12 protein-coding genes are annotated in these 13,067 nt (G+C 71.3%); 4 read left to right on the forward strand and 8 right to left on the reverse strand.

Going from position 1 to position 13,067, the window contains the following annotated elements; translation table 11 throughout:
* Window positions 1-285 precede the first annotated feature (285 nt).
* Window positions 286-642 (reverse strand): DUF4333 domain-containing protein, encoded by a 357-nt coding sequence (locus AB0G35_RS31755; protein ID WP_360956601.1) that lies wholly within the window; start codon window positions 640-642, stop codon window positions 286-288.
* Between the two features lie 200 nt (window positions 643-842).
* Window positions 843-1,838, reverse strand: a complete 996-nt coding sequence (locus AB0G35_RS31760; RefSeq protein ID WP_360956603.1) for an alpha/beta hydrolase-fold protein — start codon at window positions 1,836-1,838, stop codon at window positions 843-845.
* A 330-nt stretch (window positions 1,839-2,168) separates the two neighbouring features.
* Between AB0G35_RS31760 and AB0G35_RS31765 the strand changes: the two genes are divergently transcribed.
* Both AB0G35_RS31765 and AB0G35_RS31770 read left to right on the forward strand, forming a co-directional pair.
* The gene (locus AB0G35_RS31765; RefSeq protein WP_360956605.1) at window positions 2,169-4,604 is read left to right on the forward strand and encodes an AAA family ATPase; all 2,436 of its coding nucleotides are present in this window, start codon (window positions 2,169-2,171) and stop codon (window positions 4,602-4,604) included.
* Window positions 4,605-4,662: 58 nt separating this feature from the next.
* A complete protein-coding gene (locus AB0G35_RS31770; RefSeq protein WP_360956607.1) occupies window positions 4,663-4,872 on the forward strand; it encodes a hypothetical protein in 210 nt (69 codons plus the stop codon).
* A gap of 86 nt (window positions 4,873-4,958) precedes the next feature.
* On the opposite strand, the gene AB0G35_RS31775 is transcribed toward AB0G35_RS31770, so the two are convergent.
* Together AB0G35_RS31775 and AB0G35_RS31780 are read right to left on the reverse strand one after the other, a co-directional pair.
* Complete coding sequence (locus AB0G35_RS31775) at window positions 4,959-5,609, reverse strand: DedA family protein (protein WP_360956609.1); 651 nt, start codon at window positions 5,607-5,609, stop codon at window positions 4,959-4,961.
* 354 nt (window positions 5,610-5,963) lie between these two features.
* A complete protein-coding gene (locus AB0G35_RS31780) occupies window positions 5,964-6,419 on the reverse strand; it encodes a DUF4442 domain-containing protein (RefSeq protein WP_360956611.1) in 456 nt (151 codons plus the stop codon).
* 269 nt (window positions 6,420-6,688) lie between these two features.
* Between AB0G35_RS31780 and AB0G35_RS31785 the strand changes: the two genes are divergently transcribed.
* Window positions 6,689-8,017, forward strand: coding sequence for an MFS transporter (locus tag AB0G35_RS31785; protein WP_360956613.1), 1,329 nt, complete (start codon window positions 6,689-6,691; stop codon window positions 8,015-8,017).
* 249 nt (window positions 8,018-8,266) lie between these two features.
* Here the strand turns inward: AB0G35_RS31785 and AB0G35_RS31790 are convergent, their stop codons facing one another.
* From AB0G35_RS31790 to AB0G35_RS31800, 3 genes are all read right to left on the reverse strand, one after another.
* Complete coding sequence (locus tag AB0G35_RS31790) at window positions 8,267-9,121, reverse strand: fused MFS/spermidine synthase (RefSeq protein WP_360956615.1); 855 nt, start codon at window positions 9,119-9,121, stop codon at window positions 8,267-8,269.
* 359 nt (window positions 9,122-9,480) lie between these two features.
* Window positions 9,481-10,653, reverse strand: a complete 1,173-nt coding sequence (gene tuf / locus AB0G35_RS31795; protein WP_360956617.1) for an elongation factor Tu — start codon at window positions 10,651-10,653, stop codon at window positions 9,481-9,483.
* 109 nt (window positions 10,654-10,762) lie between these two features.
* A complete protein-coding gene (locus AB0G35_RS31800) occupies window positions 10,763-10,939 on the reverse strand; it encodes a hypothetical protein (RefSeq protein WP_360956619.1) in 177 nt (58 codons plus the stop codon).
* A gap of 71 nt (window positions 10,940-11,010) precedes the next feature.
* Here AB0G35_RS31800 and AB0G35_RS31805 point away from each other — a divergent pair, with 71 nt between their 5' ends.
* Complete coding sequence (locus AB0G35_RS31805) at window positions 11,011-11,712, forward strand: VTT domain-containing protein (protein WP_360956621.1); 702 nt, start codon at window positions 11,011-11,013, stop codon at window positions 11,710-11,712.
* 344 nt (window positions 11,713-12,056) lie between these two features.
* Here the strand turns inward: AB0G35_RS31805 and AB0G35_RS31810 are convergent, their stop codons facing one another.
* Window positions 12,057-12,863, reverse strand: coding sequence for a hypothetical protein (locus tag AB0G35_RS31810; RefSeq protein WP_360956623.1), 807 nt, complete (start codon window positions 12,861-12,863; stop codon window positions 12,057-12,059).
* Window positions 12,864-13,067: the final 204 nt, after the last annotated feature.

Here is a 13,067-nt window from a genome sequence, read left to right on the forward strand (position 1 = left end):
CATAGCAGGTGACTACCCCGTTGGCAAGTGCGATGATCTTAGCATCATGTCAACGACCGCTGTACAACGGCGATGTGAACTGTTATCCACCTGAAGGAGATTCAACAATGGCCGGTTTTGCGTCCATTGGGCACCGTTGCCGGTCCCCACGGCAACCGAATCGGGCCGTTCCTGACGAACCGCCAACATCGCGCCGGCTCCTGACGCCGTAGCGATCGCAACGAACGCGAGCGAAGAGGACGACACCCGGCGACGCCGGGTTCCCGCGGGGTGCCGAGGCGGCACTCAACGATGCGGGGCGTCGTGCACGTACGTGATCTCGTCACCGTGTACCCGCACGACCCGTACGGTCATGCCGCGGTCCGTCCCGCGGAGGTAATGGGCGGTGCAGTGGGTCCGGGCCCCCTCGACCGCCCGCAGGTCCCGCGCGCAGTCGACCGAGCGCGGCCCCCTGAGGAACACCGGAAGCGACAGATGGCCAGAGATGGCGCGGGCGACCTCGTCGCGCGGCACGGCATCGGTCACACCGTTGACCTCGCTGGTCGCATCCCGGTCCGCAAGCCACCGGTCACCGGCCGCGAAGCTGCCCGCCAGCAGAGCCGTACCGGCCAGCAGCAGGCCGGCCGCTCGCAGATACCGCACGACTCTCCTTCCAGCGGACACCCGGACACCCGGCCGTGGATGCGGCCGGGACACGCACCATTCTCACGGCCCGCCCGGCCGCGGCAACACCGGGTGCCCACCGTGCAGCCGGCCGGGCGACGTGCGCCAGGCATGAGGCGTGAGGCATGAGGCATGAGGCAGGGGTCCCGGACGGGCGACTCCCCGGATCCGTACGGCGATCAGGCCGACGGTACGGGCCCCTGCATCTGCTCGCTGATCCAGTGCAGCGATTCAGGCATCCGCTGGATGTAGGTGTGCGCGCTGTGCACCCCGTCCGGTATCTCGAACAACGTCGAGTGGATCGGCCCACCCGTATGGTCCCTGATGAAGCGCTTCACATCGGGTACCGCGGCTTCCCTGCTGCCGAGTTCGAAGGCCAGATAGACCTCCGGCTCCCGGCGCGCGGCCAGCCGCCGCGCCAGATGGCGCGGATCGTTGGCGCGCATCTCCTCCGGATGCCCCCGCCACATCGGCGAATCGGGGGCGGTGTCCGGCCCGTTGACGATCGCCGCCTTGAACCGGTGCGGCAGCTTCAGCACCGCCTTCAGCGCCGCGAACCCCCCGGACGACGACCCCATGAAGGCCCAGCCGTCACGGCTCTCGTACGTACGGAAGTTGGCCCGCGCGAAATCCGGTACGTCCTCGGTCAGCCACGTGCCCATCTTCGGCTGCCCCGGGATGTCGCTGCCGTCGTAGTACTTCCGCTCCGGATTGAGCACCGGCATCACGACGATGAACGGAAGCGTCTTGCCCTCCCGCGACCACTCCGCGATCCGCTCCTCCAGCGCGAACGGCTCCCCCGCCCAGTAGTTGAAGGGAAAGCCGTACGCACCCGGTAGCGCGATCAGCACCGGAAAGCCGCTCTTGGCATACCGGGGCTGCTGGTACTGCGGCGGCACCCACGCCCAGATGTCACCGGTGAACCCGGACTTCCGGCCGTGCCACGTCGTCTTGACGACCTGGGTGCCGTCGTCCCCCGTCGTACGGAAGGGCGTGAAGACCGAACGCGGACCGCGCGGCGGCACCACCCTGGGCGCCCCGTTGACCGCGTCCGCGGCATGGGCCGGTAACCGGGGAACCCCCGACGCATCGACGGTGTCCACCCCACCGCCGCAACCGGCCAGGATGCCCATGGCCACCACACTTGTCGCAGCGCTGAGGAACACGCGCTTCATCGGGACGATCTCCTCGGTCCTGGGCCGGCCGGGAGCATCACACCGCCACCACGGCACACGACGGCACCCGTCGAAAGACCCCATTTTACGTTCGCCCCGCGAGCCCCCGGTTCCTGCCCCGCTCCATATGACCTGCAGGTTCCCTCTCCCGCCCCCAGGGGACGACCCCTCGCGTCAAAGCCACCGTCCCGGTTTCCCCCGTTCGGTAAGGCCTCTCCCCGTTTACCCGACGGTCGGTTCTGGCATCGTGGAGAGCTGGATCGCACGAGCGCGACCCGCCGTGCCGGACCGAGCAAAGGCGCGACTCCGCGCCGTAGTTGAGGATGACCGATGACCGCGTGGGCCGATCGCCTGCCCCTTCCCGCCGTAGTGGGACGGGCCGTTGAGCACCAGCAGCTGTCCGGACTGCTGGACACCGCTCCGCTGGTGACCCTCACCGGACCCGCCGGGGTGGGCAAGAGCGTGCTGGCCCGCGCCGTCCTGGAGGAGCACACCGCCCGGCACGACGGCACGGTGATCCGGGTCGGCTGCTGGGACGGACTGGCAGACGGGAGCGTCATCGACGCGCTGCTGCGCGCAGCAGGCCTCCCGGACGCCGCGGCCCGCCACGAGGCCGCCCACGCCCTCGCCCGCCGCACCGCACATCCCTGCGTCAGCGGCAGGGGACGCGGGCGGACCGAGAGGACCGGCCGGTCGGCAGGAGGAGAGCAGCCGGGACGAACGGACCAGCCTTGGCGAGCCGAGCAGGAGCAACGGGCCGGCCGGGTCGACGGGTTGGGCCCGGCGGAACAGGACGAGGCGGGCCAGTCGGACCGGGCGCACCAGGCGCACCAGGCGCACCGGGCGCACCGGGCGGATCCGTCAGACCGTCCGTCAGGCCGTCCGTCAGGCCGCACGCCGGGCGGTCCGTCAGGTGGGCAGCCGGCGTCAGCAGACCGTACGGACCCGGCAGCTCGTCCCGACTCGACGGACGGTTCGGGGCCTGCGAAGCGTACGGACCCGGCCAACGGTTCGCCCTCCGCGGACCGTACGGACTCGCCGGACCGTATGCCTCCGACGCCGCGGGCAGAGCAGCCGGAAGTCTCAACGCCCGCTCTCCCGCCGGTCGGTGCGGCCATCAAGGCGCTCACCGCACACTGCCGGCGGCACCGCGCGGCCCTGCTCCTGGACGACTGCGATCCGGTGCTCGACGAGTGCGCCCAACTGGTCCGCCGGCTGCTGCGGGCCGCCCCCGGGCTGCGGATCGTGGCGACCGCGCGCCGCCCGCTGGGCCTGTCCGAGGAGCAGGTGGCGGCGATCGCACCGCTGCCGGTGACGCTCGGCGAGGGCATCGCCGGGCCGGCCGTCGAGCTCTTGGCGGCCCGTACCGGGCCCGCGGCACCGGAGCTGCTGGTGACGGTGTGTCAGGCACTGGAGGGCTCGCCCCTGGCGATCGCCCTGGCCGCGCACCAGCTCGACCGCTTGTCGCTGCCGCAACTGGCCGTCCAGGTGGGCGCGGACGGCGCGCTCTTCTATGCGGGGCCGGCGACGACCGTACGGCACACCTCGCTCTACGCCGCCCACGCCGCCGGCTACGCCCTCTGCTCGCCCACCGACCGCCGGGTCTGGGCCAGACTCTCGATCCTCCCCGGTGATTTCGACCCGTGGCTCGCCGGCTGTGTCTGCACCAGCAGTGACGTTCCTGCAGCGGCCGTCGACGGCGCCCTGGAGCGGCTGTGCAGCGCCTCGGTGGTCGAATGCGTACGGGACGCGGGCGGTGCGCATCCGGACACCGGGGCCGCCGTGCCACCCCGTTACCGACTTCCGCGCGCGGCCCGCGACTTCGGGCGGACGCAGCTGCGCGAGGCGGGCGAGGAACCCGCGGCCCGGCGCCGGTTCCGGCAGGCGTGCGCGGCCCTGGCCGCCGAGGCGCAGATCGCCTGGCAGGGTCCGAACCAGCAGGTCGCGGTGCGCCTCGTCGAGGACGAACAGCACAACCTCGACGCGGCACTGACCCATCCCCCGCAGGACGCCGAGGACGCGCTGGGCGCACTGGAGATCGCGGTGTCCCTGTGGTTCCACTGGGCGGCCTGCGGCTACCGGCAGGAGGGGCGCGCCCATCTGGACCGGCTGCTGCTGCTCTCCCGCGACGACACCGCCCTACGGGCCCGGGCGCTGTGGCTGGCCGGCTATCTGGCGGCGCAGGAACATGCCACCACTACTGCGGAGAGCCTGCTCGACCAGGCATGGCGGGCAGCCGTGATGCACGCCGACTCGGACGGACTGGCCCGGATCGCGCACGCCCACGGGGTACTCGCCCTGTACCGCCGGGACGCCGCGACGGCCGTGGCGTGTCTGGAGGAGGCCGCCCGGCACCACTCCCGCGACCCGTGGTTCGGCCCGGGCCCGGCGCACAGCCGGGCGCTGCTCGCGATCGCCCTCGCACCGCACGACGCGGGGCGCGCCAGAACGGCGGCCCGCCGCGCCTGGGAGGCCCGGCACTCCGACGGCGACTTCTGGCTCTACTCGACGATCCTCTACGCCCATGCCCTGACGGAACGGGCGCACGGCGATCCGGCGGCGGCCCTACGGGCCTGCCACAAGGCGCTGGTCGCCAAGAAACTCGTGGGGGACCCCCTGTTCATCACCGGCCTCCGCCACATGCTGTCCGACCTGCGCCGCACGGTACGCACCGACACCGCCGCGCCACCCGGCGCCCCGGTGAGCGCATGGTGGCAGCACCACCGCCCCGGAAGACGGACCAGAAACGGCGAGTGGTCACGTTGAGTAAAGCCGTGATCGCTTTCGGGATGCAAGGGTGTGGGTCCGGTCGCATCCTGGGGGCATGAAGCGTGCCCCCGTGATCGTCCATCCGCCGTCCACCGGCGGCCGCCGTGTGACGCTCTACGGTCGGGATCTGGGACGGGCACTGCGCCCCGGTGACGTGGCCGCGAAACTGCGCCGGGCCGGTTTCTGCACCAGCACGTTCGTCTGGGAGGACACCGGCGTCTTCGAATGGCGCGACGGCGGCCCCGACATCTGGCTCATGCCCTGAAGATCCGGCTCATCGCCCCTTGAGGCCCGGCGCGTCCCGGCTCAGTCGAACGGGGCCACCCGGGCGCCGCGATCGCGCCCCGCCGGTCAGTCGACCGTGGCGGCGACCGGCGTCTTCTCCGCCTCGCGGGCGGCAGCCGCCTTCTTGGCCCGGAGCTTCATGACCAGGAACGAGCCGATGCCGAACAGCACGGCGGCCACCAGCCCCCACGTCGAGAACCGCTTGAGCCACGGCTCGGCGACCATGCCCACGGTGTAGATCAGCGCGGTCGTACCGCCGGCCCAGATGATGCCGCCGAGCACGTTGGCGATCAGGAACTTCCAGTACGGCATCTTCAGTACGCCGGCGAGCGGGCCGGCGAAGATGCGCAGCAGCGCGATGAAGCGACCGAAGAAGACCGCCCACATGCCCCACTTGTCGAACTTCGACTCCGCCATCGCGACATGGTCGGGACCGAAGTGCTTGGGGAACTTGCGGCCGGCCCACTGCAACAACGGCTGGCCGCCCTTGCGGCCGATCAGATAGCCGATGGAGTCGCCGACGATCGCACCGACGGAGGCACAAGTACCCAGGACGAACGGATCGATGTGGTCCTGGGTGGCGGCGAGGATCGCCGCGCTGACCAGGACGATCTCGCCGGGCAGCGGAATGCCCAGGCTCTCCAGCCCGATGACCACCCCCACCAGGAGATAGACGCTCACGGCCGGTACGGTCTCGAGCCACTCCTGGATGTGCACCGCCGGTTCCTCCGCTGTCTAGGGCCCCCGCGGGCCGTGGCCCCGTGTCCGTGACACCGGTGCCGATCGATCCCCTGACGCGCCGCAGGGCGCCCGGGCAGCGTACTCGATCGCACCGTCCGAGGGCCGAATCCACCTGCGCTCAGCGACATCCGGCGTGCGGGGCACCCACACCCGTGGCGTGCGGCGCACCGACACCCGGGAAGGCTTGCGGCGCGCCGAGCCCGTGGAAGACCGACCGGAGGACGAGCCCCGCCCCGGAGGCCGAGCTCCGTGGACGAGTCAGCGGGTACCCGCGAAGGGCAACGGGTACCCGCGAAGGGCAACGGGTACCCGCGAGAGCGGTGAGCGGAATCAGCTGTTCGGCCGCAGGGTCCACACGATGGTCATCTCGCCCGTGACCGCGCCGTCCTCGCGCGATATGGCCACGTTGACGGGGAACTCCGGGCGCCCCCCGGCGTCAAGCTCGGCGACGACCTCGCCCACCGGCCGGCCGAGTTCCGCGGTCGCGGTCACCGGCCCCATGGCGAGCTTCTTGTAACCGATCTCCGCGCGGACGGCCAGCGGCACGGCCCGGCCGAGCTGACTGCCGAACGCCGCCATCACGATGGCCCCGCTGGCCGACTCGGCGAGGGTGAACATCGCTCCGGCGTGCGGCCCGCCCACGTGGTTGTGGAAGTCGGACTGGTCGGGCATGCGGACCACGGCGCGCTCGGCGCTGGTCTCGGTGAACTCAAGGTTCAGCGTACGGACCATCGGCACGGAGGCCGCCATCATTTCGCCGATCGACGGCAGGGTCTCGGAGGACATACGGGCGATGTTACCTAGCGGTAGCTTAGTTGTGAAGGCCCTACGATCATCCGGCCTCACCGCAGGAAACCTGCGCCTGAAACCCGCGCCCGAAACCCGCGCCTGAAACCCGCGCACGGAAACGGCGCACGGAAACGGCGCCCAAAAACCGCGCACCCACCCCCGAGCCGCTCTCCTCTGACGCCCCCTGCGAACCCCCCGCCCCACCCGCACCCGGCCCTCGCCGTTCCCACCCCTTCCGCCCCCTTCCCGCCATATCGTTGACGCCCATGCGGCCAGGACAACCACACAACGCGCGAACGCGCCCCAGTTGGGCGGGACGCAACTATCTACTCCTCACCGGCGCCACGGTGATCGCGAACCTCGGCAGCTCGGGCGCACTGATCGCCACCGCCTTCGCGGTCCTCGCCGCCGGCGGCTCCGCCACCGACGTAGGACTGGTCGCCGCCGCCCGCACCATCCCCCTCGTCCTCTTCCTGCTGATCGGCGGTGCGATCGCAGACCGGCTCCCCCGCCATCACGTGATGGTCGCCGCGAACGCCCTCAGCTGCGCCTCCCAGGGCCTGTTCGCGCTGCTCGTCCTGACCGGAGAGCCACGCCTGTGGCAGATGGCCGTACTGGCCGCGCTCGGCGGCACCGGGCAGGCCTTCTTCGCCCCGGCCTCCGAGGGCATGCTGCTCGCCAGCGTCTCCGGGGAGCAGGCGGGCCGGGCGTTCGCGGTGTTCCGGATGGGCGTGAGCGGCGCGAACATCGGCGGCGCGGCGCTCGGCGGCGCACTGGTCGCGGCGGTCGGCCCCGGGTGGGTACTCGCCGTCGACTCCGCCTCGTTCGCCCTGGCCGGGGCACTGCGCGCCTTCCTCGACGTCCACGGTATCCCCGAACGCACGACGAGTGGCGGCATCCTGCACGATCTGCGGGACGGCTGGCGCGAGGTGGCGTCGCGGCCGTGGTTGTGGGCGGTAGTGGTGCAGTTCTCCATCGTCAACGCGGTGGTGGCGGCAGCCGAGGCGGTCTACGGACCACTGGTCGCCGAAGAACATCTGGGCGGCCCCGGCCCCTGGGGCCTGGCACTGGCCGCCTTCGGCGGGGGCACGGCGATCGGCGCCCTCCTGATGACCCGCATCAAACCGCGTCGCCTCCTGCTCACCGGCGCGCTGTGCGTCTTCCCGCTCGCCCTCCCGTCCGCCGCACTCGCCATCCCGCTGCCGTCCCCCGCCCTCACCGTCCTCATGTTCGGCACCGGCATCGCCATCGAGGTCTTCTCGGTGACCTGGATGATGGCCCTCCATCAGGAGATCCCCGAGGAGAAGTTCTCCCGAGTCTCCTCCTACGACTGGCTGGGCTCGGTCTCCATGATCCCCCTCGCCACCGCCCTCGCCGGCCCCGTCCAGAACCTCATGGGCCGCACCGCAGCCCTCTGGTCCTGCTCGGCCCTGATCACCCTCCTCACCGCCGCCGTCCTCTGCGTCCCCGACATCCGCCACCTCACCCGCCGCAACCCCCCACCCGTCTCCCCCTCACCCCCCTCACTCCCACCCTCCCCTCCCACAATCATCACTGAAAGTGATAAAATCACGGGAACGAATAACGCTCCGTAATCGTTGCCGGAATCAGAGGAGGCGCACACGGCCAAGCCCCAAGGCAAAGGCACCCCACGCCCCAACCCGAGGCCCCAGGCCCCAGGCCCCAACCTGCCAGGCCCCGCCACGCCCCCAGCCCCGAGGCGCCAACCGAGCCAGCGCAACGCGCCGCAAGGCCGCGAAGCTGCAAGGCGGCAAGGCGGCAAGGCGGCAAGGCGGACACTGTCCCTGTCCGTCAGCCCCGTCCGTCGCCCCTCCGCGTCACCGCTAGCCGACGCTGAACGCACCAGACGGCGGCACCGGGGACGCCACCGCCTCGGCATCCCGTACGGGTAGCGCGTTCGCGATCAGCCGCCGGAGTGCTGCACCGCGCTCGACCCGCGCCGGGAAAGCGTCCGCGGCCACGCGCCGGGCCAGCGGCGAGATCGGGAGCTCGGCGTGCGAGGCGACCAGGACGGCGTTGCCGAACCGGCGGCCCCGGAGCACCGAAGGCTCAGCGATGAGCGCCAGGTGCTCGAAGACCGTGGCAAAGTTGGCGAGTTGGCCGCGGAGGAAGTCGAAGGGTGCGCTGTCGGCGAGATTCGCGATGTAGCTGCCGTCCGCCCTCAGCACTCGGTCGGCGGCGCGTGCGTACTCGACCGAGGTGAGGTGCGCCGGCACTCGCGAGCCGCCGAAGACATCGGCCACGATCACATCGGCGCTGTCTCCGGGTGCCTCCTCCAGCGCCGTGCGAGCGTCCTCCGCCCGGACGGCGACGGCGCTGTCGTCGGGGAGCGGTAGGGCTTCGGTCACCAGGGCGAGCAGGCCTCGGTCGGCTTCGATCACGCTTTGGTGGGAGTGCGGACGGGTGGCGGCCAGGTAGCGGGGCAGGGTCATGGCCCCGCCTCCGAGGTGCAGCACATCGAGCGGCTGCCCAGGGGCGGCGAGCTCGTCCAGGACGTGGGCGAGGCGACGCACGTACTCGAATTCCAGGTGCGTGGGCGCGTCCAGGTCGACGTACGACTGGGGGGCGCCGTCCACGGTCAGCAGCCAGGCCCGCGGCCGGTCGACGTCCGGCAGCAACTTGGCGGTGCCGTGATCCACGGACCGGGTGACGGGTATCGGCTCGGGTGCTTCGTCCACCGTCCCATTGTGCCGGGCCGGTGGTTTGCGTCGGGCGGGTGGTTTGGGTCTGCCGCCGGTGGTGCGCGGGGTCTGGGCTCAGTTCCGGGCCCATGTCACCGGTGGTGCGCTGGGGGCCTGAGCTCAGTGCCGGGCCCGTGCCGCCGGTGGTGCGCTGGGGGCCTGAGCTCAGTTCCGGGCCCGTGCCGCCGGTGGTGCGCTGGGGGCCTGAGCTCAGTTCCGGGACCGTGCCGCCGGTGGTGCACGGGGTCTGTGCTCGGTGCCGGGGCCCGTGGGTGGGTGTGCCGCGCACTCGTTGGGGGCTGCGCCCCGTACTCGCTGGGTGGTCAGGGGTACGGGGCACAGCTCTGGGGTCCGGGTCAGGTGGCGAGGGTGCGGACCGTGCCGGCGCCGATGGTGCGGCCGCCCTCGCGGATGGCGAAGCCGAGGCCAGGCTCCAGGGGGACGTCGCGGCCGAGTGCGACCGTGACCGTCACCGTCTCACCCGGGCGTGCGATGCCGCGCTCGCCGAGGTCGAGGTCGCCGACCACGTCCGCGGTGCGGATGTAGAACTGCGGGCGGTAGCCGGTGGAGATCGGCGTACGGCGGCCGCCTTCCTCGGTGGAGAGCACGTACACCTCGGCGGTGAAACGGCGCCGCGGGGTGACGCTGCCGGGTGCGGCGACCACGTGGCCGCGGCGTACCTGGCCGCGGTGCATCCCGCGGAGCAGCAGCGCGACGTTGTCCCCGGCCTCGGCGGATTCCATCGGCTTGCCGAAGGTCTCCAGGCCGGTGACCGTGGTCTCGGTGTCCGCGCCGAGCACGGTGACCCGGTCGCCGACCCGTACGCTGCCGCGCTCGATGGCTCCCGTGACGACCGTGCCGCGCCCGGTGATGGTGAGGACGTTCTCCACCGGCAGCAGGAACGGCGCGTCGACATAGCGTTCGGGCGTCGGCACGTAGGTGTCGACGGCGTCGAGCAGCGCCTCGATGGCCTGCGTCCAGCGTGGGTCGCCTTCGAGGGCGCGCAGGCCGGAGACGCGTACGACGGGTACGTGCTCCCCGTCGTAGCCGTGCGTGCTCAGCAGCTCGCGGGCCTCCAGCTCCACCAGGTCGGTGAGTTCCGGGTCGCCGGCGTCGGCCTTGTTGAGGGCGACGACGATGTGCCGGACGCCGACCTGTTTGGCGAGCAGTACGTGCTCGGCGGTCTGCGGCATGATCCCGTCGACGGCGGAGACGACGAGGATCGCACCGTCGAGTTGGGCCGCGCCGGTGACCATGTTCTTGATGAAGTCGGCGTGACCGGGCATGTCGACGTGGGCGTAGTGGCGGGTGCCGGTCTCGTACTCGACGTGCGAGATGTTGATGGTGATGCCGCGGGCGGCCTCTTCCGGGGCGCGGTCGATCCGGTCGAACGGCACGAAGGTGCCGGTGCCGCGGTCGCTGAGGACCTTGGTGATGGCCGCGGTGAGGGTGGTCTTTCCGTGGTCGACGTGGCCCATGGTGCCGATGTTCAGGTGCGGCTTGGTGCGCACGTATGCCGTCTTGGGCATGGTTTTCTTCCTCGCAAGGATGCGGTGAGGACGGCGACTTGGCGCCGTGGGGACCCCTGGGCCGGGCCGACCCTCCCCCTGCGGGGTCCGCCGGACGATCCGGAGAGGGTCAGCTTCGTGCGCCGTCGGTGACGGCGGCAGCGGTGGCGAGGGCGCTTGCTGCGGCGATGGCCTTGATGGGCATCGGGGCAGTGGCCCGGGTGGGTGCTGCGGCGGGGAAGTTGGCGGCAGCCTTCGGCTCGTCCGCGACTGCGGACGTGAGCGACAGGAAGGCGTACCGGGACATGCGGCTTATGGTGCCGGGTGGTTGCCGCGGCGTCGAACGATTTATCCGCGGCCGGTCGGTACGCTCCCAGGATGTTCGCCGCTACCGCTTCCGGCCACGGTTGTGCCGCCCGCTGTGCACGTGTGGTGTGTTCTCCGTGGTTGCGGCTGGCGTTGTTGTGCGTCCTGCTGGCCGGTGGTGCGGTGGCGATGCTGCACTGGGAACCGCAGCGTCTTGTGTCGGGTGGCTGGCCGGCGCAGGGGTCCGGGGCGACTGCGATGGTGGTGTTCGCGGTGGTGTACGGCCTGTGCGCCACGGTCTTTGTTCCACGGCCGGTTCTGAACCTTGCTGCGGGTGCGTTGTTCGGCAGTGTGGCGGGGCTGGCCGCGGCGCTCGCCGGTACGGTGCTGGGGGCCGGGCTGGCGTTCGGGCTGGGACGGCTGCTGGGCCAGGAGGCGTTGCGGCCGTTGTTGCGGGCGCGGTGGCTGGCGGCGGCCGACCGGCAGTTGAGCGAGCACGGCTTCCGTTCGATGCTGGCGGTCCGGCTGTTGCCCGGGCTGCCGTTCTCCGTGGCCAACTACTGTGCCGCGGTTTCTCGTATGGGCTGGTGCGCTTTTCTTGTGGCCACGGCGCTCGGCGGCCTTCCGAATACGGCGGCCTATGCCGTGGCCGGTGCCCGGGCGACGACCCCGTCGTCGCCTGCGTTCCTGTTGGCGATGGGTTTTCTGGGGCTCAGTGCTGTGGGGGCGCTGATGGTGGCGTGGCGCAAGCGGGGGGCGTTGCACGGGGGCTGACGGCGGATCCCGCCAGCCGGTGAACGGCGCGGTCCAGCGGTTCGTCACTCGCGTGGGGTTCACGGTCTGTGCCACGTTCTTCGCTTTCGGCGCCGGACACGCTCAGTGCTTTCTTCGACGGATACGTGCAGTGCTTTCGGCGCCGGGTACGCCGTGTTCGCCCTGGTGGGGCTGTGTGCTGGCGCCACACCGGGGCGATTCGGCGACGGTCGGGGGTGGGTCGGCGTACGAGGATCACATTCGGAGTGGTGGGAAGGGAACAGTCGGACCGGGCATGGACTCCGCAGGGAGTGACTACTGGTAGGGGGAATGGACCGGTTGTATCGGTAACTGGTCGTAACGGGTCAAGAACTCAGGTGGTATTGGGTCCAGGGTTGTGGAGCTTGGGTGGGGTCCTCGTGGGTGGGGGCGAGGGTGCCCCAGGGGGCGAGGGCGTTGTCCCAGTCGGTAGCGAGGGCGGCGGTGACGTCGGGGACGGAGTCCGCCGATGGCACCGTGCCGGTTTGCCAGGCGGTGGCCATGGGGTGTGCCGGGGGTGCGGCGTTCCAGGCGGCCGTTTGCTGGGCGGGGATGGTGTATTCGCCTTCATGGATGTCGCCGGGGCCGCGGCGGTGGCGTCCCGCGTGGGTTTCCGTCGGGCCCGGATAGAACCGCCCCTGGGCGGAGAGCTGTTGGGCACGGGTAACCAGGCGGGTGAGGTCGAGCCCGAATTCTGCGGCGAGTTCCCGGAGGTCGACGCCGGTCTGCCAGCTGCCGATGAGGACCGCGTCCATGGCCGGGGACCAATTCTGGTCGGATGAGCCTGACACGGTGCCGTTGCCGGTGGCGGCGCCGCCTTCGCGGGTGGGGCCGTTGGTGCGGGGCGCGGCGGCGGGGTTGTGGTGGGAGTATTCGGCGGAGTTGTCGGGCGCCGGTGGGTTCTCTTCCGTTTCGCGGGGCGGCGCGGTGGGGGCGGCTGCGGCGAGCAATTCCTCAGCGACGGCCCGGGCGTCGTCCTTGCCCACCGTGCGGCGGGCGATACGCACTTCCCGCTCGTTCAGTCCGAAAAGTCCGGCCACGGCGCCGGTGCTGCCCACTGTGACCGCGAATGCCGCCAGAACTCGTGACCGGTCGGCCTGGGCCTCGTCAAGTCGGGCCTGCGCCTCCCGCACGCGTTCGTCTCCCAGGCAAAACGCCTCTGCCAGCACGGCGTTGCGGTCCCACAACTCTCTAGGATCCATACCCGTTCAACGCATCTTGGGCAGAGGTGTCCCGACCTGCCGTAGCAAAGCACCCCAAAGCACCCATCGAACCACCAGATGAAAATCACTCTGGGTGCGCCCGGGCGGGGAGCCGTGAGAGCCACCGGATGGCGT

Source organism: Streptomyces sp. NPDC021749 (genome assembly GCF_040640655.1).
GTDB lineage: Bacteria > Actinomycetota > Actinomycetes > Streptomycetales > Streptomycetaceae > Streptomyces.

What these genes read in the sequence shown, in the direction of transcription:
- AB0G35_RS31760 (WP_360956603.1), bottom strand. Translation starts at nt 1,838, where the DNA reads ATGAAGCGCGTGTTCCTCAGCGCTGCGACAAGTGTGGTGGCCATGGGC.
- AB0G35_RS31765 (WP_360956605.1), top strand. Translation starts at nt 2,169, where the DNA reads ATGACCGCGTGGGCCGATCGCCTGCCCCTTCCCGCCGTAGTGGGACGG.
- AB0G35_RS31770 (WP_360956607.1), top strand. Translation starts at nt 4,663, where the DNA reads ATGAAGCGTGCCCCCGTGATCGTCCATCCGCCGTCCACCGGCGGCCGC.
- AB0G35_RS31780 (WP_360956611.1), bottom strand. Translation starts at nt 6,419, where the DNA reads ATGTCCTCCGAGACCCTGCCGTCGATCGGCGAAATGATGGCGGCCTCC.
- AB0G35_RS31785 (WP_360956613.1), top strand. Translation starts at nt 6,689, where the DNA reads ATGCGGCCAGGACAACCACACAACGCGCGAACGCGCCCCAGTTGGGCG.
- tuf (WP_360956617.1), bottom strand. Translation starts at nt 10,653, where the DNA reads ATGCCCAAGACGGCATACGTGCGCACCAAGCCGCACCTGAACATCGGC.
- AB0G35_RS31800 (WP_360956619.1), bottom strand. Translation starts at nt 10,939, where the DNA reads ATGTCCCGGTACGCCTTCCTGTCGCTCACGTCCGCAGTCGCGGACGAG.
- AB0G35_RS31805 (WP_360956621.1), top strand. Translation starts at nt 11,011, where the DNA reads ATGTTCGCCGCTACCGCTTCCGGCCACGGTTGTGCCGCCCGCTGTGCA.